The sequence below is a fragment of the Stieleria tagensis genome (assembly GCF_024129865.1).
In the GTDB taxonomy this organism is placed as follows: domain Bacteria; phylum Planctomycetota; class Planctomycetia; order Pirellulales; family Pirellulaceae; genus Stieleria; species Stieleria tagensis.
On record NZ_JAMYFE010000044.1, the window covers coordinates 71,498 to 96,903 of the forward strand.

The 25,406-nt window shown below is 55.4% G+C and carries 16 protein-coding genes; 4 read left to right on the forward strand and 12 right to left on the reverse strand.

Annotation, left to right across the window (positions count from 1 at the left end; genetic code table 11):
* Positions 1–29: 29 nt before the first annotated feature.
* The 11 genes from NHH03_RS10500 to trmB all read right to left on the reverse strand — a co-directional run bounded on the left by NHH03_RS10500 (position 30) and on the right by trmB (position 16,217).
* A complete protein-coding gene (locus tag NHH03_RS10500; protein ID WP_253155913.1) occupies positions 30–1,124 on the reverse strand; it encodes a VWA domain-containing protein in 1,095 nt (364 codons plus the stop codon).
* Positions 1,125–1,131: 7 nt separating this feature from the next.
* The gene (locus NHH03_RS10505; protein ID WP_253155914.1) at positions 1,132–2,226 is read right to left on the reverse strand and encodes a vWA domain-containing protein; all 1,095 of its coding nucleotides are present in this window, start codon (positions 2,224–2,226) and stop codon (positions 1,132–1,134) included.
* A complete protein-coding gene (locus tag NHH03_RS10510) occupies positions 2,226–3,194 on the reverse strand; it encodes a DUF4381 family protein (protein WP_253155915.1) in 969 nt (322 codons plus the stop codon). Before NHH03_RS10510 ends, NHH03_RS10505 begins: the two co-directional genes overlap by 1 nt.
* On the reverse strand, positions 3,191–4,066 hold the full coding sequence (locus NHH03_RS10515; RefSeq protein WP_253155916.1) for a DUF58 domain-containing protein: 876 nt from the start codon (positions 4,064–4,066) through the stop codon (positions 3,191–3,193). Before NHH03_RS10515 ends, NHH03_RS10510 begins: the two co-directional genes overlap by 4 nt.
* A 75-nt stretch (positions 4,067–4,141) precedes the next feature.
* Positions 4,142–5,143, reverse strand: a complete 1,002-nt coding sequence (locus tag NHH03_RS10520; protein WP_253155917.1) for an AAA family ATPase — start codon at positions 5,141–5,143, stop codon at positions 4,142–4,144.
* Positions 5,144–5,474: 331 nt separating this feature from the next.
* Positions 5,475–6,917, reverse strand: coding sequence for a sulfatase (locus NHH03_RS10525; RefSeq protein ID WP_253155918.1), 1,443 nt, complete (start codon positions 6,915–6,917; stop codon positions 5,475–5,477).
* 46 nt (positions 6,918–6,963) lie between these two features.
* Positions 6,964–7,443 (reverse strand): hypothetical protein, encoded by a 480-nt coding sequence (locus NHH03_RS10530; protein ID WP_253155919.1) that lies wholly within the window; start codon positions 7,441–7,443, stop codon positions 6,964–6,966.
* A gap of 28 nt (positions 7,444–7,471) precedes the next feature.
* On the reverse strand, positions 7,472–9,877 hold the full coding sequence (locus NHH03_RS10535; protein ID WP_253155920.1) for a DUF255 domain-containing protein: 2,406 nt from the start codon (positions 9,875–9,877) through the stop codon (positions 7,472–7,474).
* Positions 9,878–9,901: 24 nt separating this feature from the next.
* Positions 9,902–11,605: a glucan biosynthesis protein gene (locus NHH03_RS10540; RefSeq protein WP_253155921.1), complete on the reverse strand. Its 1,704-nt coding sequence runs from the start codon at positions 11,603–11,605 to the stop codon at positions 9,902–9,904.
* Positions 11,606–11,647: 42 nt separating this feature from the next.
* Positions 11,648–15,214, reverse strand: a complete 3,567-nt coding sequence (gene dnaE / locus NHH03_RS10545) for a DNA polymerase III subunit alpha (RefSeq protein WP_253155922.1) — start codon at positions 15,212–15,214, stop codon at positions 11,648–11,650.
* A 322-nt stretch (positions 15,215–15,536) separates the two neighbouring features.
* Positions 15,537–16,217 (reverse strand): tRNA (guanosine(46)-N7)-methyltransferase TrmB, encoded by a 681-nt coding sequence (trmB, locus tag NHH03_RS10550; RefSeq protein ID WP_253155923.1) that lies wholly within the window; start codon positions 16,215–16,217, stop codon positions 15,537–15,539.
* 142 nt (positions 16,218–16,359) lie between these two features.
* Here trmB and hemE point away from each other — a divergent pair, with 142 nt between their 5' ends.
* The 4 genes from hemE to NHH03_RS10570 all read left to right on the forward strand — a co-directional run bounded on the left by hemE (position 16,360) and on the right by NHH03_RS10570 (position 24,333).
* Complete coding sequence (gene hemE / locus NHH03_RS10555; RefSeq protein WP_253155924.1) at positions 16,360–18,309, forward strand: uroporphyrinogen decarboxylase; 1,950 nt, start codon at positions 16,360–16,362, stop codon at positions 18,307–18,309.
* Positions 18,310–18,486: 177 nt separating this feature from the next.
* A complete protein-coding gene (locus tag NHH03_RS10560) occupies positions 18,487–20,415 on the forward strand; it encodes an arylsulfatase (RefSeq protein WP_253155971.1) in 1,929 nt (642 codons plus the stop codon).
* Positions 20,416–20,438: 23 nt separating this feature from the next.
* Positions 20,439–22,874: a PSD1 and planctomycete cytochrome C domain-containing protein gene (locus NHH03_RS10565; RefSeq protein WP_253155925.1), complete on the forward strand. Its 2,436-nt coding sequence runs from the start codon at positions 20,439–20,441 to the stop codon at positions 22,872–22,874.
* Between the two features lie 4 nt (positions 22,875–22,878).
* The gene (locus tag NHH03_RS10570) at positions 22,879–24,333 is read left to right on the forward strand and encodes a DUF1501 domain-containing protein (RefSeq protein ID WP_253155926.1); all 1,455 of its coding nucleotides are present in this window, start codon (positions 22,879–22,881) and stop codon (positions 24,331–24,333) included.
* A 122-nt stretch (positions 24,334–24,455) separates the two neighbouring features.
* Here NHH03_RS10570 and ppk2 read toward each other — a convergent pair whose 3' ends face one another.
* A complete protein-coding gene (gene ppk2, locus NHH03_RS10575; RefSeq protein WP_253155927.1) occupies positions 24,456–25,358 on the reverse strand; it encodes a polyphosphate kinase 2 in 903 nt (300 codons plus the stop codon).
* Positions 25,359–25,406 lie beyond the last annotated feature (48 nt).

Below are 25,406 nucleotides of genomic sequence, written 5' to 3' on the forward strand. Positions count from 1 at the left end.
ACGCTTACTCGTTCGTGGATTGGCGTGACTCATGCGGCGACCCTCGTTGTTTCGTTCACTTGTTGTCCATCGCCCAAACCTTCATTGCCACCGAAACCTTGCTGTGTGGCGGATCGACGTCGGGGCCAAGTTGACACAACGATTTCCGCTAGCAACATCAGCAATGCCGGTGCCAAAAACCACTGAAAGCGGGCTTCGTAGCTGTTGATGCGTGCCATTTCGAATTCTTGTTGCTCGACTTTGGCGATATAGCCGTGGTAGACATCGGCCATGTTGACGCGTTTGGTGCCGGCGGGAATGTAGGCCCCGTTTGTTTCTGTCGCGATCTGCTGCAGCACTTTGCCGTTCAACTTTGACCACACCTGTTGCCCGTCGTGTTGCACATACTGGCGTTGGTTGTCGGACTGTACGGGGATGCGTGCTCCCTGATCCATGTCGCCCAGCCCGATCGTAAAAATGCGGATCCCATGTTCGCTGGCAGCAAGTTTGGCGGCACGCAACGGTTCACTTTCCTGGTCTTCCCCATCGGTCAAAATCACGATAGCTTTATGATCATTCGTCTTACTCAAAAAACCGTCCGCTGCCGTTGCAATCGCGTCGCCTAAACGCGAACCGCCCATGCGAACGCTGTGAGGACCGACCGAGTCAAGTGTCTGTTTAAAGTCTTCATAGTGGCTGGTCAGTGGCACTTGTTGGCGAGCGGTACCGGCAAAGACAACCAGGCCGACTCGGTCCCCGGCCATTTCGTCGATGGTGTCGCTGATCTGTTGTTTGGCGCGGCTCAACCGATTCGGCGTCGTGTCCTCGGCCAACATCGACCGCGACACATCCAACACAAACATCACTTCGATTCCTTTCTGCGGGACATCACGCCAGACCTTGCCCCAGCGGACATCGATCAACGCCAGCACCAGTAACACCAGCGAACCGGCAACCAAGAGCGTGCGCAGAAACAGGCGGCGACTGGATGTCGGCGGCAGCACCCGGCCGATCAGATCCGCGGTGGCAAAACGCTGTCGCGCTCTACGTGTGGCGACAACCGCGTAGACGCCCGTCGCGATGCACAGCGGAACCAGCCACAGCCAGTTCAGTTGAATCAGATCGCCAATTTGTATGTCCATCATTTCTTGATCAAGCAAAGGGGCGCAACAAGGTATGGCTGAGGATCAGTCGTAGAACCAAGACCAGCATTGCCAACAATACCAACGGCGGCATATTCCAGGCGCCCAGATGAATGGATTGAATGGCCAGTTCGCGATAGTCGACGAAGTGCTGGGCTTCGATTTTGGTCGTTTCCAGCTGATCGATCTCCGCATAGATTTTTTCCAGCGACTCCGTATCGGTCGCCCGAAAGTACTTGCCACCGGTCGCATCTGCGATCTGACGCAAGGTGCCTTCGTCAATATTCACACTCATCCAACGCATGGATTGTCTGCCCGTCAACGGATTCTGGACGGGCACCGGCGCTTGGCCTCGGGTTCCCACACCGATGGTGTAGATCCGCACATTCATTTTCTCAGCCAATTCGGCAGCTTGCACCGGATCAAATTCGCCGGCGTTGTTTTCACCGTCGGTCAACAAGATCACGACTTTGCTTTTGACCTTTTCTTGTTTGCGGTCGTCTAGCGAAGTCAGCTTTTCAACGGCCAAACTGATCGCATCACCGATCGCAGTCCCGTCTTCGCTGCGGTCGTCGACAATTTGCAATTTGTTTAATTGCGATACCACAAACGCATGGTCCAGCGTCGGTGGTGTGATCGCATCGGCATAGCCGGCAAACGAGACCAAGCCGACCAAGTCGCTGATACGACCGGACAGACGCAGCGAATCGGAATCCACGTCCGGTTGGTCCCCAGCGACAAAGGTGCCGGCAACATTTTTGATTGCGGTCAACCGATCAACATGCTCACCATCGATCTGGAAATCCATGGCTTGCATGCTACCGCTGCGGTCAACCACCATTTCAATCGCGATGCCTTCGGAATCGATGACGGTTTGTTCACGCCCATTACGGGGCCGCGCCAGTGCAAAGATGATCAAGATCACGGCCAGCACGGTGAGTGCGGCGGGTAACCAGTGCAGTCGCTGGCGAATGGAACGAGGAATGTCGGCGGCAAATTCGGTGGTACTGAATTCCACCGCCGTGGTGCTGCGCGTCGCCCACATACGCCAAACGATCACCGGCACCAACAACAGCAACAATAAAACCCAAGGATCGGCAAACATTACGCGGCCTCCTTGGCAATCGAGTCGCCGCCGTGTTGACAGGCGGTGATGAATTGTTTGGCTTGATCGATCGATTCAGCCAGCTGGTCTGCGTCCATCGTTCGTCGGGCGTACTTCACATCATCTGCAACAGACAAAAACTGGCGCAGTCGATCCGTCGCTGCGGCGGGCAGCGTCTGATTGCTGGCAACGTTGCCTAGCAATTCCTGGCTAGATTGACTGGGGGCGGCGATGCCGTATTGATAATCGATGAACTGGCGGATCACATCGGCAAGTTCGGCAAAGACGGCTTCGCGGCTGATCTGACGATCGTCGGTTGATTCGAGCGACACAATTTGCTGCAGTGCCCACTGGGCCGGTGAAACGCCAGACCGGCGACCAAGCAGCCACCAGATCGCCGCCGTCAACACAATCACGCCGCCGGTCGCTCCCAGACTCCACCACAGCCAGGCATAAGACGTGGGTGTCGCAACCGGAATGTCGATGGTCTGTTTGATGTCGCGAAAATCAGTCGGCGCGGCGCGATCTTCCAACAGGCTTGTGATGCGTATCGGGATCGGTTGGCTGTGCAGCGTGCCCTCTGCCTGGCCGGGTCCCGCAACGCGATATTGAACCGCAATGGCTGGGATGGTTAACGGTCCGGATTGCAGACTATCCAGAGTCCAGTGTGCGATCCAACGTCGCTGGCCTCCGCCTGCGACGGGCACGTCCATCGTCGTCTGAAACTGTTGAACGTCAAAGGGACCTAGCTGTTCGGCCCGTTCGGGAAACGTGACCTTGGTCCCCGCCGGACCAGTCACCGTGATGGTTAATTTGATCGGATCCACCACTTGAGCCGTTTCGCGATCAACCGCGGTATGCAGCTGCACCGGGTCGGCAGTGGCGGTTTGCGCACTGGCCGACAGAGCACTGGCCGACAGAGCACTGGCAATGACGAACAGGCTAAATAATACAACCCTGTATTTCATTTCTTTAGCTCGCGTCGTCGGAAGAATTTTTGTAACGGTTCGACAAAGTCCTTGCCGGTGTCGATGTGGATCGGGTCCAGGCGAAGTTTGCGAAACAATTGATCACGCTGTTGGGCACGCAACCGGGCGGCCGATTCGTACGCGTGTCGCGCGGCACGACTGGACGTGTCCAGTTGGACAATCTTCCCAGTTTCCGCGTCACGCAACCGGACGAGGCCGACGCTGGGCATACTCAATTCGCGTTGGTCGGATATCACCAACGGCACGATGTCATGTTTCCGTTTGGCAATCCGCAGCGATTTTTCATAACCCGAATCTTGAAAGTCACTGACCAAGAAAACCACCGAACGACGTTTGGCCGTTCGGTTCAGATGTTCCAATGCCGCCGTCAAATTGGTTCCCCGTCCGATCGGCTGGCAATAAAGCAGTTCCCGTATCAATCGCAACACATGACGCGCACCCTGACGCGGCGGATACGATTTTTCCACCGCATCGGTAAACAAGGTCAATCCTACTTTGTCATTGTTTTTGATCGCGGAAAATGCCAGCGTCGCGCAAAGTTCCGAGACCAATTCTTGTTTGGTCTGGTGCTGCGTCCCGATCGTTTGCGAAGCGCTAACGTCCACCAGCAGCATCACCGATAACTCGCGCTCTTCACGAAACAGTTTGATGAATGGTTCCCCCGATCGGGCCGTCACATTCCAATCGATCGCGCGAACATCGTCTCCGATCTGATACGGACGGACCTCTTCAAATTCAATCCCACGTCCTTTGAACGCGGAATGCCACTGCCCGGCTAGCAGATCGTCAACGATATGCGCCGTGTGAATTTGAATGCGGCGAATCCGCTGGAACATTTCTCGGGGGATCATCAAATTGAACGGGAACGGTGTGAGGGACGGCGTTTGGGAACGATTGGACAGGAATCGTTGGCGGCAGCAAATGAATCACGGCAGCGCGACCGAATTCAGAATGATGCGTACCAAATCGTCAGACGTCTTTTCTTCCGCCTCGGCTTCGTAGGTGATGATCACACGGTGACGCAACACATCGAGCGCCATTTCGCGGACGTCCTCTGGCAACACATGCCCACGCCCATTCAAGAATGCGTTGGCTTTGGCGGCAAGCGTCAAATTGATGGTGGCCCGCGGCGACGCGCCAAACTGAATCAGTTCCTGTAGGTCCAACCCGTAAGATTGTGGATTGCGTGTCGCCATGATCAAGTCGACGATGTACTCTTCGATCTTTCGGTCGACATAGATTTGATCGACAAGATCACGGGCGGCCAAAATTTCCGCCGGTGTGGTCACCGCTTTGACTTCGATCGTTTGCCGCGTCTTGGACATCCGTCCCAAAATTTCCAGTTCTTGATCGCGATTCGGATAGTCCACGATGACCTTCATCATGAAGCGGTCCATCTGGGCCTCTGGCAACGGATACGTGCCCTCCTGTTCGACCGGGTTTTGCGTCGCCATCACCAAGAACGGGTTGTCCAGTGGAAAGGTTTCCGAGCCGATCGTGACCTGGCGTTCTTGCATCGCCTCCAACAGGGCACTCTGCACCTTGGCCGGCGCCCGGTTGATTTCATCGGCCAGAATCAAATTGGAAAAAATGGGGCCCTTCTGGACGACAAATTGCTGGTCCTGTGGCCGATAGACCAGCGTTCCGATCAAGTCAGCTGGCAACAGATCGGGCGTGAATTGCAAGCGTTGAAAATCAGTCGAGATGGCTTTGGCCAAACATGCCACCGCAGTTGTTTTTGCCAACCCCGGAACGCCCTCGATCAGTAGGTGACCGTTGGCCAATAAACCGATCAGCATCTGGTGAATCAATCGTTCTTGGCCAACAATCGTATGGCCCACTTCGGTGACCAACCGTTGAAACGGTTCGCTGGCGGCTCGGATTTGGTCAGAGAGTTGATCAATCTGATCACGGGTAACGGAGGTCATACGAGATTCCTTTGAGTCAAAATAGCAGTCGCTGTGGGCAGCCCAACGCAACTTGCATACCAGTTCGATGACGGCGGCAGAATTCAACGTCCGGGGAGTGGATCTTGCCAAAGATCCGCACGCGCCAGGATCTTTCACACGATCCACTGCGGCCAACCCCAATGCCTGGCCTGGATGACGCACTGGGCATCGATCGGGACATTTTGCCCCGGCCGCACCAGACTGCCCCGCTTCACCGCCGCACCACCTGGCAATCGAATTGCCTGTCCGACACATCATCCCCGATCAACTTGGATCGGCAAAGGGCCAGGGGTTGGCCGTGTGATCTGGATCAGTTTTGCTTTGGCTTCCACTGCCGTTTCGGTTTGGGGTGCGTGTCCAGCAACGCGAGCATTGCCGCAACGACCTCGGGCTCGGATGATGCCAGGTTCTTGGTTTCCAGTGGATCGGTTTGGTAGTCATACAATTCGATGTCTGCGGTGTCGTTCGGCTGGCCCTGAAGTTTCCACTGGACCATGCGGTATCGCGGATCACGAATGGCACGACCGAGCCGGCCCCCACGCGGATACACATGGGTGACATAGGGGCGTGCCTGGTCGGACTTGCCCAGAACCACGTCGGCAAAACTCTGGCCGTCGACCTCCATCGGGAACGGCAACCCGGCAAGTTGACACAGCGTGGGATACAGATCCACCGTCTCCACCATCGCAGCGCTGGACTGGTTTGCCACACCGCCGGGGGCCCGGATCAGAAGCGGAATTCGCGCGGCTTGTTCGTAATTGGTGTGCTTGCACCACATTCCGTGATCGCCCAAGTGCCACCCGTGATCACCCCACAGCACAACCACCGTGTTATCGCTCAATTGCAAGCGATCCAGTTCCTCCAGCACGCGGCCGATCTGGGCATCGATGTAGCTGGTTGCGGCATAATAGCCGTGGATCAAATGACGTGTCGTCGCACGATCAATTTTGCCATTGTCGATGTCACTGTAATTACGCAATTCGCCGCCACTGGTCTTGGCATAGTCCGGCGCCCCCTCCGGTGCCTTGGTCACTTTCGGCATCGGCAGCTTGCTCGGATCGTACAAGTCCCAGTAACGCTTGGGAGCGACAAAGGGCAGGTGCGGTTTGACAAATCCGACGGCCAGGAAGAACGGTTGATCAGGCTGTTTTTTGAAGGCGTCCAATCTTGCGATCGCCTCATTGGCCGTCTGGCCATCGCCATACGCTGCGTCATCGACCACCGCGGACTCGGTCGCCGGACCACGCCGTTTGCCTTTGTTATCCGGTTTGATCGCAGCCACATTCTTGGGGTCCAAGTACTGGCGAGCCTTGGAGCGCCACGACGGCTCGCTCCACGAGCGCGCATCGTCTTTGTTGCCATGTCCGGTGTGATAGATCTTGCCTAGACCCGCCGCGTGGTAGCCATGGCGTTTGAAATTCTCACTAACCGTGACCACGTCGGGCGCCGCCAATCGGAAATGGGTCCCCAGGTCGTAAACTCCGATCGTTTGCGGCCGCAGACCAGTCATTAGCGAATTTCGACTGGGCGAACAGACCGCTTGGTTGCAATAGGCACTGTCCAGTCGCAGACCACTGGCGGCCAATGCATCGATGTGTGGCGTGATTGCGTTGCTGTCACCGTAACAGCCCAGTGTCGGTTTCAAATCATCAACGCAGATCAACAGCACATTGGGACGTTCGGCCGCACTGCTTTGGCAATCGCCAACCAGCAAAACCAACATCACTGCCAACGCAGCGTAGCGAAAGTTCATCGTCGGGCTCAGAAAAAAAGGAAGGGCAATCACAGCTTCAACTATCTCAACCGGGGCCAGTGAATTCAGCGGACGGCATAAAATGGAGTATCGCAATCACAAGAACCATGATCAGCAAGAATCCGATCGTCACGAATAGGATACAAGCAATTCCAATCCAGCCGCAATGTTTTAGCCACAATGTTGTGCCGTGGTCTCGCGTGCGACGAAGATAGACCAGCAATCCGATCGGCCAAATCGTCGCGATCAACAAAATCTCACGGGCGCGTATTTTGTGGTGTCGCAAATCCGAATCAAGGTAGGCCCACATCGCCGCTGGTGCAGCAGTCAACAGCGCCAACCCCAACGCAATCGACATGTACCTTGGGCTCGATCCAGCGATCAGCACACAGAGAACGCTGAACGAATAGATCGCCACAACCGCTGCGCGACAAATCGACACTCGCTCGTCCGGTAGCGGTCGGTCCGGGCTCGAATCCATCGTCGATGGCGACCGATAGGGATTGATCATCGATGTCTCCAGCATTCGATTCCGTTGGCAACTCGCAAAGCGTCTATGGAGTCTTCGCCGAGATGATTTCGATCTCGATTTCTAACGGATGAGACTGGGGGCGGGCGCATTGCGTGTCGTCGCAGGCTTGTACGTCGACGGTCAATGCCAACGACGCCTTGCCGGGGGACGCATCCTCGGGAATTTCCAGCTGGACGTTGAACTTGACTTGGCCCTGAAGAATTGCCAGCGATTGATCAAAGACAGGATCTTGCTTCTGTGCGCCTTTGGGGGCAATGATCCGTTTGACGTCGGCAGCGTTTTGATCGGCGAAACGCAATCGGGTCGGTTGAATGAAATCGATCCCCGGGTTGGCAGCGTACAAATGCCATCCGGGTTGAATGTCCAACGTGACGGTCAGTTCAAAACTCTGGCCGGGACGCAACTTTGATTCGGATACCGACACTGCACCCTTCAGTTGGGCGGTGCGAAAACCCGACTTGCGCGGTGGGGTTGATGGCTGTGGATCCGCCAAAATCATTGCGGCCGCAATCAACAGATGGTCTGGCTGGCCCGCGGATTGCCACAGCGAACCAGACAATCCCGTCACCGCCCGGCGGGCGGCATCAGCGTATTCGGCTTCAGCGGTCAATTCCGTGAGTTGCAACAGTGCCTGTGCCATCACACCGTTGCCGCTGGGAAGATTGCCACCACCGGCGAGATTCTTGGTGCGAATCAAGAATTCTGAGATGTCATTTGGCTGGGGTGCTTCGGTGAAAAAGAAACCGCCGTTCTGATCGTCTTGAAAAAGTTTGATCGCGGTGTCGCCCAGCGATTGGGCGGCATCCAGATAGCGTTTCTGCTCGGTCGCCCGATACAGCTGAATCAATCCGGAAATGACAAACGCATAGTCGGTCAAATAGCCGTCCAGCGAGGCTTTGCCGGATCGATAGGTGCGTTGCAATTTTCCATCGATAACCATTTCATCCAGGATAAAGTCGGCGGCCTTTTGCGCCGCGGCGGTGTATTGCGGCTGGTCCAACTGGCGCCCGGCATAGGCCAGGCCCTCGATCATTAACCCATTCCAAGCCGCCAAAACTTTATCATCCAGGTGGGGGTACTCTCGTTGCTGCCGGACCTGCAGCAGTTTCTCGCGCTGGTCGGCAAGCTGTTGTCGTAACTCGACCGCGTCGAGTTCATGTTCGTTGGCATAGTCGGCGATGGACCCGTTGCGGTGCAGGACGTTGTTGCCCGTTAGCTTGCCAGTGGATTCCTCGTGAAAATTCCCCACATCGCTGACTTGGTAAACGTTCGCAAAACGTTTGCCCTCCGATTCACCCAGTGCGGCAATGATTTCGGCCAATGTCCAAACGTAGAATTTGCCTTCCTCGGCATCACTTTCCGAATCGACCGCAGAATAGAACCCGCCTTGTGGCGAAGTCATTTCGCGTGACAACCAGTCAAACACACCGGCGATGGTGGTTTTGTGCGCTTCGTTCTGGCTGATCAAAAAACCGTCGGTGTACGACCGCATCAGTTGAGCGTTGTCGTACAGCATCTTTTCGAAGTGCGGCAACAACCAATGATCATCGGTTGAATAGCGATGAAAGCCGCCTCCGATTTGATCATAGACCCCACCGCGACTCATCTCGGTCAAAGTCTTTTCGATTATCGCGCCCAATGATTCGTCGGGTTGTCGACGATACTGATCGATCAACAGAGCCAGCTGATCGTGTGGCGGGAATTTTGGCGCACCGCCGAATCCGCCATGCTGTGGATCGAAATGGTTGCGACTGGCTTGGACGGCTTGATCGATCAGCAATTGAGAAATGGGTTTGGTGGCTGCCACGGCGTTGCCACGGCGCTCAATCGCCGCGGTGATCGCAGCCGCTTGGCGGTCGACTTCATCGCGGCGGGTTTCCCAGACGTCGGCTAGTGTCAAAAGTGCCTGTTTAAATTGTTCACGCGGAAAATAGGTGCCCGCCATCCAGGCTTTTCCATCGGGCGTCAACCAGACGGAGTTCGGCCAGCCACCGCGCTGGGTGACTAACTGAGTCGCCATCATGTACTGCTGATCAACCTCGGGCCGTTCCTCGCGGTCGACTTTGATGGCGATGTAATGCTGGTTGATGATCGCGGCGACATCGTCACGCTCGAACGATTCGCGTTCCATGACATGACACCAATAGCAGGTCGAATAGCCGACCGACAGAAAGATCGGCTTGTTCTCCGCCTTGGCGGCCGCAAACGCCTCAGGCCCCCATGAGTACCAGTCCACCGGATTGTGGGCGTGCTGTAACAGATAGGGACTGGTCTGGTTGATCAGCCGATTGGTGTGTTTATGATCCACGCCTTGCTCGGTTGGTGGGGCAGCGGAATCGGGATCTTGACCGGGCGCCGGAATCGTGAAGCCGCCCATCAGCAGGAGGACGATTGCGATAAAACAATTTCGCAGTGTCAAATTCGGCATCGGCGACTCCGGGTGACAGGAAAATCACTCCTGTCGTGTGTATACACTTGGATAATTGAATTCAGGTTCCGCGACGGGACACAGATACGTGAACAATTCTGTCAACGCACGCTCCCCGTCTTGCAGCTTGACCGCGAGATCGACCGGGGACTCACTGGTTGCACGAAAGGTGACATCTACAATGTAGTCCCCTGTCTCGGTTCGCGTGGATTCGCTGTGCAGCAGATCGGCGCCAGCAATCGATGTGACGATGTTCACCGCGCGGTCGACCGGCAATTGACGCAGTGCCAATCCAGAAAAACGAATCGTCAATCCGATACGATCGGCAACCGGATTGCGATCGACATAAAAATTGGTCGAACGGCCAACGTAGTTCTCCGCGCCGATATCACCGGGGAAAAACGCCAGGTCATAATTGAGCTCCAGTGGCTGGCCGGGCGCCGGCATCTGATCGGGAACCCAGTAGGCTGCGATATTGTCGATGCCTTCGTGTGCCCCGGGAATCTCCAACAATTCCACGCGACCGTCTTGCCAGGGCGTGTGCGGTGTCACCCAAATACTCGGTCGCATGTGGTACTTGGCGTTGTAATCGTCGTAGTGAAAGAATGCACGGTTACGCTGCAGAACACCAAACCCCAACAGCGCGCGGACTTTGCGAAACGAGGTCGACGGATAGGGCAGCCGACTGTAGGGACGCCAGATCCATCCGTCTTCGCCGCTGTGAACCAATAACCCGTCGGAATCATGCACCCCAGGCCGTTTGTCTTGTGGCGGACCCTTCAACCCATCACCCCAAATCCACATGCTGGTCAGCGGCGCGATGCCAATTTTTTCGATCGCTGGTTCAGTCGCATCGGCCTGTTCGCGCAGAAACACTTTGGCGTTCACGGTAACCACCGTTTCGGCGCTGCCGGGCTGTAGCGTGAACTGGTACGCGCCGCTGACCGACGGGCTATCGAGGTGCGCCAACAACATCAATTGGCGATCGTCCTCACCGGGTTTGATGACCCAGATGCGACGAAACAGAGGAAATTCTTCATCCTGGTTCAACGCAATGTTGATTGCCAGTCCACGTGCGGAGGATCCATAAATGGTTTCGGCGCTACGCGCACGAAAGTAACTGGATCCGACAAAGGTCAACATTTCTTGGGCATCATGATTGCCCGGAAATCGTCCTACCACTCGCAGACCGGCGTATCCAGAATCGTCGGGAATTTGGTCCGCTTTGATCGAATCGGGATATTGAAAATCTTGTTTTAAAAACGGAAACGGTTTTGATTTCCCCTGTTCGATCGAGAACATTTCCACCCGGTCGCGCTGGACAAATCCACGATGAAACATCTCCAACCAGAACGGCGATTTTCCATCATCCCACTTGGCACGTTGATGAATGAATTGGATCTTGCGAAATTGGTCGTAATCTAAATCGGCAAGAACTTTGACCGGCGGAATGGAGGGTGTGAACGCATTCTTCGCTTGTTGCCGCGCGAACTCAGCGAGCGACTGAAAATCGTTGATCTCGGTTGGCGTCAGCGCATCTTGAATCGGCGGCGACTGAACCGGTTGCGATGTGTCGTTGACGGAATCGTCCGGACCGTGCTGGGCAACCGCAGGTTCACTGGCGGCAGATTCGATCGCGACATCGGACTGGGCGAATGTCAGTTGACCATCAGCGATGACAACCACAACAGTCATCACCAAAACGCGAGAAATCAGTGAACGGATCATGTAGGCTAGGCTTGTTTCGAACGAGGGCGTTGCGAGAGACGGTTACCGCGGTTTACTCATCATCAAACGATAGTTGCCTGTACCCAGCAGATCGTCAATACGATCACGCATTTCCACCGAGACATGGACTTTGAATTTATCTGCCTTCAAGTGGACAAGTTCGCCTGCGTCCAATTGCATGCTGAACAAAAGTTCTTGGTTGCCAGGGTAACCGCGAAGAATTTCTTTTAATCGAATGATCGTTTGGTGATCATGTTCGGATTCGTTTAACCGGATTCGCATGCCGTGGGTGTAGCGGTTGTCCAGTTCCGTCAACGGAATCAGTTCATCAATGATCAGGTTCGCTTCGTCACCCCCGCCGCGGCGGTCGATTTTGCCTTTGGCCAAGACAACAGCATCCGGTTGCACTTTTTCGCCATGGTCGGCAAACCCGCGTGGCCACAGGATGCAGCGAATCGCGCCCTGCATGTCTTCCAAATCAAAGTTGGCGTACTTGGACGGTTGGCCCGGTTTAGGATTCTTGGTGTGGGCAATTTTGATCGAGCTGAGCATGCCGCCCAAGATCACTTCGCCGCGGTCCTTAATATCGGCCAACGAGTCGGTGGTGTGGGTACGAAACGTGGCCAGTTTGGGTTCGAATTCGGCCAGCGGATGTGAATCCAAGTAATAGCCCAGCACCTCTTTTTCATAGCCCAATTTTTCACGTTCGGGCCATTCATCCATGTCGGGCAACACGGCCGACGGTTTGCCGCCGGCTGCTTCTTCTTCGTCTTCGAACGCGCCAAACAGGCTGGCCTGTCCGCTCTTTTTGTCGGCTTGAATCGCCGCTCCGGCTTGCATCGCTTTTTCGATCACGGCAACCAGCTGGCTGCGTTTGGCGCCAAAACAATCCATTGCACCCGCTTTGATCAACGTTTCAATCGACGATTTGTTACAGGCTTGTGGATCAACACGTTCACAGAAATCAAAGATGTCTTTGAACGGCCCGTTGGCCTGGCGTTCTTTCTGGATCGAAATGGCGGTGGACCCGCCGCAGGATTTGATGGCCGACATTGCAAACGGGATCTTGCCATCGGCGACACTAAAATCGGCTTCCGACGTGTTCACACAGGCCGGCAGCACTTCGATGCCCATGCGATCACAATCTTCCATGTGTTCGACTAGCGCATCCTTGCGTTTAAAGTTTCGCCCATCGATGTCACTCGACAGCAGTGACGCCATGAACTCAACCGGATAATGTGCTTTCAAATACGCGGTTTGAAAGGCGACCAGTGCATAGGCGGTGGAGTGAGATTTATTGAAACCATAACCGGCAAATTTGACGATCAGGTTCCAAATGTCCTCGGCGTCTTTTTGCCCCAGCCCATTTTCGACGGCACCTTTTAGAAACACTTCCTGGTTCTGGTTGATCAGCGATTCTTTCTTTTTACTGATCGCTTTAATACAGGTGTATGCCTTGGCCAGCGGCACACCGCCCAAGCGGTTCAGAATCCGCATCACCTGTTCCTGGTAAACCATCACACTGTTGGTTTCTTCCAGGATGTCTTTGAGCACCGGGTGTTTGTATTCCGGCTGCTGTCGACCATGTTTAATGTTCACATAGTCATCGACCATTCCGCCCTCGAGCGGCCCTGGGCGATACAGCGCGGCGGTCGCGATGATGTCGTGAAAACTGTCGGGTTTCATTCGCGTCAATAGATCGCGAATACCACCCGATTCCAGTTGAAAGACCCCTTTGGTTTCGCCGCGTTGCAACAGCGCGTAGGTGGCTTTATCGTCCAGCGGGAACTTCAGCGGGTCGACGGTCTTTCCGGTGGTCTGTTTGATCAACTGCACCGAACGACTGAGCATCGTCAGGTTGCGCAGCCCCAGAAAATCCATCTTCAACAAACCGCTGGCTTCGACGTCATTCATCGACCACTGCGTGATGACTTCCTGCTTGCCGGGCACACGCGTCAGCGGAACGTATTCCGACAGTGGTTTGTCGGCAATCACAACCGCCGCGGCGTGGGTGCCGACGTTCCGCGCCAAACCTTCGATCTTCATCGCCAGATTGAGCAACTCGCGGATCTCCGGGTCGCCGTCGTAGGTCTGTTTCAAATCGGCGCTCTTTTCGAGCGACTTTTTGATGGTGATCTTCAGCTCATCAGGCACCATTTCGGTGATCTGATTGACCCGTGCCAAGGGAATCCCCAGCGCCCGACCGGTGTCTTTGATCGCAGCCCGGGCGGCCAAGGTTCCGAACGTTCCGATTTGGCAGACGTTGTCGCTGCCGTAGCGTTCCTTGACGTACTCAATGACCTCGACTCGACGTTCTTTTTCAAAGTCGATGTCGATATCCGGCGGTTCGGTTCGGCTTTCATCGAGAAACCGTTCGAACAGCAAATCGTAGCGCAGCGGGCAGACGTGTGACATATACAGCGCATAGCAGACGATCGCCCCGACGCCGCTGCCCCGTGCCGTTGCCGAAATGCCTTTCGCTCGGGCATGAATCACAAAGTCCCAGACGATCAAAAAGTAGGTCGGGTAATTGAGTGTTTCGATGACACCCAGTTCACGATCAAGCCTGGAAATGACTTCGTCGGACAGCTTGCCGTCGATGATCCGCTCGTCGTCGCCTTCGTAGCGTTCCAACAGGCCTTCGATACACAGCTCGCGCAGGTAGTCGATCGGCTTTTTCTGTTCCGGGCATTCGAATTTTGGAAAGTAGTACTTGCCCAGTTCTAAATCGATGTCGACGGTGTCGGCGATTTCCTGGCTGCGCGCAACGGCGTCTTCCATGCCGGGAAACTTTTCATACATCTGGTCGGGGCTACGCAAGAAGAACTGGTCGTTCTCCATTTTCATCCGCGACGTATCGGTCCGAAAACGACCGGTGTTGATGCACAGCATGATGTCTTGTGCTTCAGCGTCTTCCGGGTCGACGTAGTGGCAATCACTGGTCGTGACCAGCGGCAACCCCATCTTGTTGGCGATGTTGACGGCGCCCTCCAACTGCATCCGCTGGATTTCCAAGTCGTTATTCATCACTTCGATGAAATAACGGTCGCCAAACACATTGTGGAACCAACCGGCGATCTCCATCGCCTGTTTTTCGACATCTTGAGTGTCGCAGCCCTGCAGCACCGTGCGACTGAACTCGCTGCTGACACAACCCGACAAACAAACGATGCCTTCGTTAAAGGTCTCTAAGATTTCTTTGTCGATACGCGGTTTGAAATAGAACCCTTCCAGTGACGCAGCGCTGGCCAGTTTGATCAGATTTTTAAATCCAGTCCGATTTTTTGCCAGCAGGGTCAGATGGTAGCTGGCGTCTTTGCTGCGCCCGGCGCCGCCTTTGTCGAATCGGCTGCCCGGTGCGATGTAGGCTTCGTAACCGATGATCGGATTGATCCCGGCGTCTTTGGCCGCACGGTAGAATTCCAACGCCCCGTGCAGGTTGCCGTGATCGGTCAATGCAAGCGCATTCATTCCGTGGTCGACCGCTCGGCCGACCAATCGTTTGATATCCCCAGCCCCGTCCAGCAAGCTGTAGTGGCTGTGGCAGTGCAGGTGAACAAAGGGACGGGTGGGCGTGACGATCGAATCCGGGACGACAATATCCGACATGCGTGGCGTTGTTCCTTGAAGGGCTGACTGGGCCAGGGGAATGAAACACTAATCTAGCGTCTCAATGGACCGGCGATAATCGTCTGGCTGGGGGACCGATCGTTTTGAAATGGGGCTTTTATCGCAAGCGCGACGCGTGAGTTTTGAAGTTGCGCTTTTATGGTAACCGACGCGTGAGCGAGGGATTTTGGGTGTTAACGGGATCCCTCGCTGACGCTTCGGGTTACCAAAAACCAATGCACCACGCAAAAGTGCAGGCGTCGAGCGTTCCGCGCTGAGACTTCCGGACTCCTCTTTCCGCCAGTTCCCCCCGCTCCCGCGGTCACTTTTTTTCGTAGCGAACGCGATAGACCGGAATCTGATTTTTTCGGCTGCGGCGTTCGAAGTGGGTGCGGTAGTCCAGATCGTGCGTGGACAGCTGTTTTTCTTCCGGGATCGGCACCCCAAATTCCGGTGCAATTTCGGCGATCAATTCGATCGTCGATTCGAAATAGTCCAACACATCGGTCCAAAAATGAAACCGCCCCCCCGGTCGCAAAGCGGTCAAAAAGTTCTGGATGCTGCGCTGGTTCACGACCCGGCGTTTACGATGACGTTTTTTCCACCAGGGATCCGGAAAATACACATGCACCGCTTCCAATGATCCCGCCGGAACATGGTTGCTGAACAGTGGTTCGGCGTTTCCGGAAACCATTTTGGCATTCGTCCTGCCGGCTCTCGCCAACCGCGCCGCGGAATGCTTGGCGTATTTGTGAATGATTTCGATGCCCAAATAGTTGTGATCCGGATTGCGTGCCGATTCGCTGGTCAAAAACAAGCCTTTTCCGCTGCCGACTTCGATTTCCAGCGGCAACTGATTTTGGAACAATGATTCGCTGGTCAGCGTTTCAGGGACCGGATCGGGATCGCCAGCCTGCGGAGATTCGATCGGGCTGCGGAAAATGAGCAGGTGACCACTTAGGTCCAAGGAGGGCTTGGGGGCACGAATGGGGCTGCGAGGCATCGCTTGAACTGGGGCCAGAAAGAGGGAAGAACATTGTCGGCTTCGTCAACCGGTAATCGTAACGGTCGCCAAAACGCCTACAATGCCGCGATCGAGTTGAAATCCAGAACTTCTACCCCCCCTCTCGCAACCCCATCCGATCATGTCCGACGTCGCTGATTTTGCCGGCCTTCAGATTGCTTCTTTGGAAAGCCGCCGTGCCGATGACATGTTGCGGATGATCGAGCGGCATGGCGGCACCGCCCACGTCAGCCCGTCGATGCGCGAAGTGCCGATTGAACCGAACCGTCCGGCGATCGATTTTGCCTATCGCGTGATGACCGGCGAAGTCAACTTTGTGATCGTGATGACGGGTGTTGGGTTTCGATTCCTGATGCGATCAATCGAAAAACACTTGGACACCAAGCGTTTCCTGAACTCTCTGTCCGACATCACGACCATCTGTCGCGGTCCCAAACCGGTCGCGGCGCTGCGTGAATTTGGCGTCCAGCCGACGCACAAAATCGGCGAACCAAATACCTGGCGCGAGATTTTGCAATACATCGATGCCGAAAAAATCTCAATCGCCAACCAAGTCATCGGGCTGCAGGAGTATGGCGTTGCCAACGCATCGCTAGTCGCCGGTTTGGAAGCTCGCGGCGCAACCGTCGTCCCGGTCCGCGTCTACGGTTGGGATTTCCCCGAGGACACCGCCCCGTTACGCGCCAACGTCCAGGCCATCGCCGACGGCAAACGCGACATGCTGCTGGTGACCAGCGCCCATCAAATCGTCAACATGATGCGGATGGCCGAACAGTTGGGCATCACAAACCAGTTGCGCAGCGGTCTGCGGACCACCGTGATTGCGTCGATCGGCCCAACCACCACGCAGATGCTGACTGAATGCGATTTGCAAGCTGACCTGGAACCGTCACACCCTAAAATGGGTCATCTGGTGGTGGAATCGGCGAAGCGAGCGCTGCAACTGGTCGAATCAAAGCAGCGAATGAAGGAAAGCGAGGTGTCGATTCGCCAATCCATCTCGGTGGCCACCGACGCGATCGATGCCGGCGACAAGCATCCCTCGGAAGACAGCTTGTTTATGAAGGCCTGTCGCGGCGAACCCACCGAGCGGACGCCGGTGTGGTTGATGCGTCAAGCCGGCCGCTACATGAGCGAGTATCGGGAGGTGCGTGCGAAGCAATCATTTTTGGAACTGTGTGCCAACCCGGCGCTCTGCAGCGAGGTGATGTGCACGGCGGTGGATCGATTGGGCGTCGATGCCGCAATCATCTTTTCCGATCTGCTGCCATTGCTTCAGCCGCTGGGATTTGATCTGGAGTTTGTCGCCGGTGACGGGCCAGTGATTCACAATCCGATCCGATCGCATGCTGACCTTTCTCGGATGAAGCGACTGGAGGATCCGCAGGCACTGGGATTTGTTTACGAAACCGTCAGTCAAACGCGTGCCGATTTGCCGGCCGAGATCCCGCTGATCGGATTCGCCGGATCGCCGTTCACGCTCGCTAGTTATGCAATCGAAGGCGGCGGCAGTCGGGTGTACACCAACACCAAACGTTTGATGTACAGCGATGCCGGGGCCTGGAACGAATTGATGAGCACGTTGTCCGAAGCGATCACGGTCTACTTGAACCATCAAATCGCCGCCGGTGCGCAGTGTGTTCAGCTGTTCGACAGTTGGGCCGGGTGTTTGTCGCCGATCGAATACAGCGAATTTATCTTGCCGTGGATGAACCAAATCATTGCCGGGATCGCACCCGGCGTTCCGGTGATCAACTTTGCCACCGGAAATCCGGAACTGTTGCCATTGCTGCGAGGCGATCAACGCACGGTGGTCGGTGTCGATTGGCGGATCCCGATTGCCACGGCATGGGATCGAATCGGACGCGAAAAAAGTGTGCAAGGAAACTTGGATCCGGCAGTGCTATTGGCCGATCCCCAAGTGATTCGCTCCCGTACCGCGGAACTGCTCAACAGCGTCCGTGGCCAAAACGGTCACATCTTCAATTTGGGTCACGGCGTGTTCAAAGAAACCCCGGTTGAAAACGCAATCGCGCTGGTCGATGCCGTCAAAGAGCTGAGCGTACAATAGGTCACAGCCAATAGCGCCTCGACGGAAAGACCAATTGGCCGGATTGTTCCCCCAATCGACCTTCGCTCTCAAGGCAAACTGATGCGTAACGGTTTCTGGATTCTATCGGCGTTGATTCTGGTCCTTGGATTGCCTGCGCCCGGCCGGGCTGCCGAGCGACCGAACGTGTTGATCATCATGGTCGACGATTTAGGTTTTTCCGATATCGGTTGCTACGGCAGTGAAATCGAAACGCCACACTTGGATCAACTGGCCGGTGGCGGATTGCGGTTTTCACAATTTTACAATACCGCCAAATGCCACTCGTCTCGCGTCTGTTTGCTGACCGGTCAGTACTGTATCGCGGCTGGCGATGTTGCTTTGACCCACGCGGTGACCAGTGCAGAAGTGTTGCGCGGCGGCGGTTACTTCACTGCAATGAGCGGCAAGTGGCATCTGAAAGGCCAGCCGACAGAATTCGGTTTTGATCGTTACTTTGGACACCTCAGCGGAGCCTGCAACTATTTCAAGGGCGACAAGTCGTTTCGGCTCAATGGCCAACCCTGGACGGTTCCCGACGACGGCTTTTACACCACCGTCGCCGACGTCAATTTCGGCTTGCAGTTTTTGAACCAAGCCCGACAAAGCGGGCAACCTTGGCATCTGTATGTCGCCTTCAACGCGCCTCATGCTCCCCTGCAGGCATTGCCATCAGACTACGCTAAATATGAGGGACGCTATGACGCTGGCTGGGATGTGATGCGCCAGAAGCGTCTCAGCCGGCAGCAACAGCTCGGGCTGTTACCGAAATCGACGACCGCCAGCGAGCGCCCGGATCACGTTCCCGCTTGGGATTCGTTGACAGAGAATCGCAAGCGTTTCGAACGAAAACGAATGACGGCACTGGCAGGGATGATTGATCGCGTGGATCAAGAAATCGGCAGACTGGTCGATGATTTGCAACGCAACGGAGAACTGGACAACACATTGATTTGGTTTGTGTCTGATAACGGAGCCTGCCCCTACGATCGTCGCAGCAACAATCTTGATTCGCTGCCAACGGATGGCACTGTCTCGTGGAGCGATTCCACCGGTTGGGCTTGGGCCCGCAATAGCCCATTCCGCTACTACAAACAAAACCAATTCGAAGGCGGTGCCTGTACGCCGGCGATCGTGCACTGGCCCGCGGGAATTTCGGTTGCGGCGGGAAGTATCCTGCGACAGCCTGCCCATTTGATTGACGTGATGCCCACACTGGCCGCCGTCACCGGTTCGACGGTTCCGACGACCTTTGCCGACCGTGATCTACGGCCGGTTTCTGGCATCTCACTACAGCCCCTGTTCAATGGCGAGGTGCTCCAACGGGAACAGCCGATTCATTTTCTGTTTGCTGCGGATCGTGGACTGCGCGATGGCGATTGGAAAGCCGTTAGTTTTCGCAGCGGGCCGTGGGAACTGTACAACATTGCCAACGACCGCACCGAACGTCAAAACCTTGCGGCCGATCACCCCGAGCGGACCGCAGCGATGGTCGACACTTGGACAACGATGGCCGATCAAGTCCTGCACGCCGCTCCAGGTTCTTATGCCGCTGTGGACAGCGATGTGGGAACACACCGGCATCCCGAATGGACTGATTTCTCCAAAGACCCTGTCGATGGTGTCAATGGAAACGGCAATGTCAAGAAATCAAAGGCCGCCGCGCGCGGCCGAGCCAACGCGATTCGTGCTCGAAAGAACACACGATTGATCATCCAGGGCGATCAGTTGAATCTGACATTCAGTGGTGACGACCCGGGGCTGGCCTTTGACCGCTTGCCCACCACATTGCCGCCGGGACCCTATCAACTGTCGTTCGAACTCAACAGCGATGCCGTCGGAAACGGCGAAATGTATTTCACGACGTCGCTCCAGGCTTCACTTCCGCAAGGCAACCGAATTCCATTTGCGGTAAAATCGAATCAGCAATGGAACTCCTATGCCGTTGATTTAACGACCGATAAACCATTGGCCAAACTCCGACTGGACGTCAGCGACGGGCCCGGTCGAGCAACCATTCGCCGGCTTCAACTGTGTGATGCCAACGGCAAACCGTTGATCCGCTGGCCGGACGCGACAACGAAATGATCTCCATTCCAAGACAGAAAAACGTGACCAGAATCCGTGCCTTTCGAATCTCACTCCATCACCTGATCGTTGCCGGATGGATTACCACTGCATCGGTGTTTTTCGGTGGGTATGCAGGGGCAACCGAATCCGCCGAGCAATCGGTCTCGTTCAACCAGACGATTCGGCCGATTCTGTCCAATCACTGCTTTCAATGCCATGGACCTGACGGTGAAGACCGCAAGGCGGGGGTGCGTCTGGACATCCCTGACGAGGTGGATTTAGACGAGGTGCTGGACCGGATTTCCAGTGATGACCCTGACATGGTGATGCCGCCGGTTGAACTAAACAAACCTCTGTCCGATCAGCAGGTCACCCAGTTGCAACGGTGGATCGAGCAGGGAGCAGAATACGAACAACATTGGTCGTTTGTACCGCCACGCGAACATCCGGTTCCCACGGTTGATGACAACACCTGGAACCGACACGCCATCGATCGATTCGTGTTGGACAAACTGCAACAGCAGCGGTTGCCACATCAACCATCAGCCGACAAGCGGACCTTGATTCGCCGCCTGTCATTGGATTTGACCGGATTGCCACCGACAACGGACGAGGTCCATGCGTTTGTGCATGACGAATCACTGGAGGCCTACGAGAATTTGGTCGAACGATTATTGGCCAAACCCCAATTCGGCGAACACATGGCGCGCTACTGGTTGGATCTGGTGCGATTCGCCGACACCAACGGATTGCACCACGATCACTATCGCGAGATGACTCCCTATCGCGACTGGGTGATTCGCTCATTCAACGAAAATTTGCCATTCGACCAGTTCGTGATGTGGCAAATTGCCGGCGACCTGTATGACGACCCTAGCATCGAGCAACAAATCGCATCGGGATTCAACCGCCTGCACCTGATCATTGATCGCGGCACCGCGTTGCCGGAAGAAAGTTTTAATCGCAATGTCGTCGACCGAGTCTCGTCCGTCGGCACCGCGTTCCTGGGTCTGACATTGGAATGTGCGGTTTGCCACGACCACAAATACGATCCGATCACGCAACGCGACTTCTATCAAATGTACGCGTTCTTCAATAACTTTGACGGAGGCCCGGAAACCGGTGGCCGCAATGGATTGGATTTCAAACGAGGCTTGCAGCCGCCCTATCTGGAATTGCCATCGGAGGAACAGGAGAAACAATTAGCCGCAATCGACGTCGAATTGGATCGGTTGACCGCCGAGCACCAGACACTGCAGTCCGATGCCAAACTCAAAGACGGCGAACGATCCGAGCAAGTTGCCAAGTCGATCGAAAAAGTTCGTGCCCGGCGCGATGCGCTCATCGAGTCCATTCCGGCAACCTTGGTGATGAAGGAACGCGATGAAGTCCGTCCGGCCCATCTCTTGATCCGCGGAAATTATGACCAACCCGGCGACGTGGTTCAGCGCGACACCCCCGGTTTTCTGCCGCCGCTTGATGACGTGATTGACGGTCCAGGCGACGGCGTTAAAACACGGATGGATTTGGCGCGTTGGTTGGTGGCGCCAACGAATCCTTTGACCGCGCGTGTTGCGGTCAACCGGTTCTGGCAGCAAGTCTTTGGCGTCGGACTGGTGCAGACCTCCGAGGACTTTGGCGCCCAGGGCGGATCGCCTAGCCACCCCGAACTGCTGGACCACCTGACGTTGCAATTCATTCGTTCGGGTTGGGACGTCAAAGCATTGATCCGATCGATCGTACTGTCCGAAACCTACGCCCAATCGTCCAAGGCGAATCGCGAACAGTTTGTCAGCGATCCGACCAACCGCATGCTCGGTCGTGGTTCACGCTACCGTCTTGATGGCGAAGTCATACGTGATCAAGTACTGGCAACCAGCGGACTGCTGAATCCAGAGTTGTACGGCAAAAGTGTTAAACCGCCGCAACCAGAAGGACTGTGGAAGATCGTGGCAATGCCCAGTTCCTATCCACGCATCTTTGAACCCGATCAGGGCAGCCAAATCTATCGTCGCAGCGTGTACTCGTTCTGGAAACGCGGTTTGCCGCCTCCACAAATGACGATCTTTGATGCACCGACGCGAGAGAGTTGTACGGCGCGGCGTGAACGGACCAATACGCCGTTGCAGGCGTTGGTGTTAATGAATGAACAAGAGTACTTTCATGCAGCCTTGCATTTAGCCAACGATCTTTTGCAGCGGGCCGATTTGGAGGACCGTCGCCGAATCGAAATCGCCTACGAAACGATCACATCGCACCAGCCTAGCGAATCCGTGTTAAATCGGTGCACCGTCGCACTCGATCACTTTCGCGCGGTCTATCGGGATGACGTGGACGCCGCAGACCAGATGATCGCGGCCAACCGGCGGTCCGGCGAAGACCACACCTATGATTCAGACCAGCGAATCGAACTGGCATCACTGACAATGCTAGTCCACTCGCTACTGAATTTGGACGAAACCAAAACTCGTGAATAGACCTATGAATTCTGCCGATCCATCGACTTCGATCCATTCGCCTGCGCCCGCCGGTCGACGTCAATTCCTGCAGCGTTGTTCGATGGGACTGGGAACCACTGCGCTGGCATCGGTGCTGTCGCAGACACAGTCCCAGGCGGCAAATCAAATCGCTCACTTTCCGCCCAAAGCAAAGCGAGTGATTTTTTTATTCATGGCCGGTGCGCCCAGCCAGCTGGACCTCTTCGATGACAAGCCCGACCTGGTCAACCAATTCAACAAACCCCTGCCGCCTAGCGTCAGCAACGGGCAACGCGTGACAGCGATGACCAAAGGCAAAGCCCAACTGGTTGCCCCCTCGATGTTCAAATTTTCCCGCCAGGGCCAGAGCGGGTTGATGATGAGTGAATTGTTGCCTCACTTGTCTGGGATGGCCGACGATTTATGCATCATCAAATCGTTACACACCGACGCGATCAACCACGACCCCGCCAAAACATTGTTTTGCACCGGATCACAAATCCCTGGCAAGGCCAGTCTGGGCGCATGGCTGAGTTATGGGCTCGGCCGGATGAACGAAAACTTGCCGGATTTCGTGGTGATGAATTCGGCGTTTTGGACCGGCGGCACCGGCAACGTCCAAGCCCTCTACAGCCGATTGTGGGGTTCCGGTTTCCTGCCGTCCAAACATCAGGGCGTTTCGTTCCAGCCGTCCGGTGACCCGGTGCTGTTTCTGTCCAATCCAACTGGCGTGACCACCCGCAGTCGCAAGACGATGCTGGACCTGGTCAGCGAATTGAATCGAGACCACTTGAACGAGATCGGTGACCCCGAAATCCGCACCACGATTGCGCAGCAGGAAATGGCGTTTCGCATGCAGAGTTCGGTGCCGGAACTGACGGATCTAAGCGACGAACCGCAACAGGTCCTTGATCTGTACGGTCCGGAGGTTCAAAAGAGCGGCTCATTTGCCCGCAACTGTTTATTAGCCCGGCGGATGGCCGAACGGGGTGTCAGATTCATTCAACTCTTTCATCGTGGCTGGGACCACCACGTCGGATTACCTAAAAAACTGCGTGGGCAAGCTTACGACGTCGATCAAGCATCGGCTGGTTTACTGCAAGATCTAAAGCAACGTGGATTGTTAGATGACACGTTGGTTGTTTTCGGCGGCGAATTCGGCCGTACAACGTACTGCCAAGGCAAACTGACGCCGACCCAATATGGTCGTGATCATCATCCTAGAAGTTTCAGCGTGTGGATGGCCGGGGGCGGAATCCAAGGTGGCATCAGCTACGGACAAACCGATGAGTTCAGTTACAACATCGTTGAAAACCCGGTGCACGTCCGTGACTTCAACGCAACGATCTTGCATCAACTGGGGATCGATCACAACAAGTTGACGTTCCCGTTTCGTGGTCTGGACCAAAAACTAACCGGTGTCGAAGAAGCCCATGTTGTCAAAGACATTCTGACATAGGTGGACTGGAACCGATCGTCGCTTTGCCAGACAGAATCCGACGGCGTGGCTGAATCAACGCAAGTTCCAGACAGCTCGGTGCCCGGCGAAATGGTTCTCTGCGTTGAAACAACCGCCATCGTTCAATACACGTTGGGCACAAAGACCTCTTTGGGTAACGTTTTGCGTTGGTATTCCTCGCTCCGCTGGCGTGGTGGCAATTCAATCGGGTCGTGTTCCACAGGTTTGTAGGGAATCTGGTTGAGCAAATGGTTAATGCAGTTCAGCCGCGCACGTTTTTTCTCGACGCCTTCGACGACCCACCACGGCGCTTCGGGGATATTGGTACGTTCAAACATCCGTTCCTTTGCCACCGTGTACTCTTCCCAACGTCGGCGTGATTCTAAATCCATCGGGCTCAGTTTCCACTGCTTCAACGGGTCTTCGATGCGGCACTGAAACCGAAACTGCTGCTCTTCGTCGGTGATCGAAAACCAGTACTTGATCAAATGGATACCTGATCGCACCAGCATGCGTTCGAGCTCTGGAACGTCACGAAAGAACTGTTCGTATTGTTGGTCGTTGCAGAAACCCATGACGTGTTCGACGCCCGCACGGTTGTACCAGCTGCGATCAAACAACACGATTTCACCACCGGCCGGCAGGTGAGCGAGGTAGCGTTGAAAATACCACTGTGTCTGTTCACGCTCGGTGGGTGCAGGAAGTGCAACGACGCGACAAACCCGTGGATTCAATCGTTGCGTGATCCGCTTGATCGCGCCCCCTTTCCCGGCTGCGTCACGTCCTTCGAACAGCACTGCAATTTTCGATTTCGTCGCGACCACCCAATCTTGCAATTCGATTAGCTCGCGCTGTAGTCGCAACAATTCCGAGTAATACGTTTTCCGCGGCAGTCGACCGTGTTGGCTGCCATCGGTACGCTCACGGTCTTCATGCACCTCATCAATTTCATTCTCAAACTCTTCGTCCAAAGAGTCCAACAACTCTTCTCGCAATCGCTCAATATCACTGATTTGTTCGGGCATGACTTTTGGTGTATCTGACGTGATGGGCAATCGATGGAAAAGACCGGA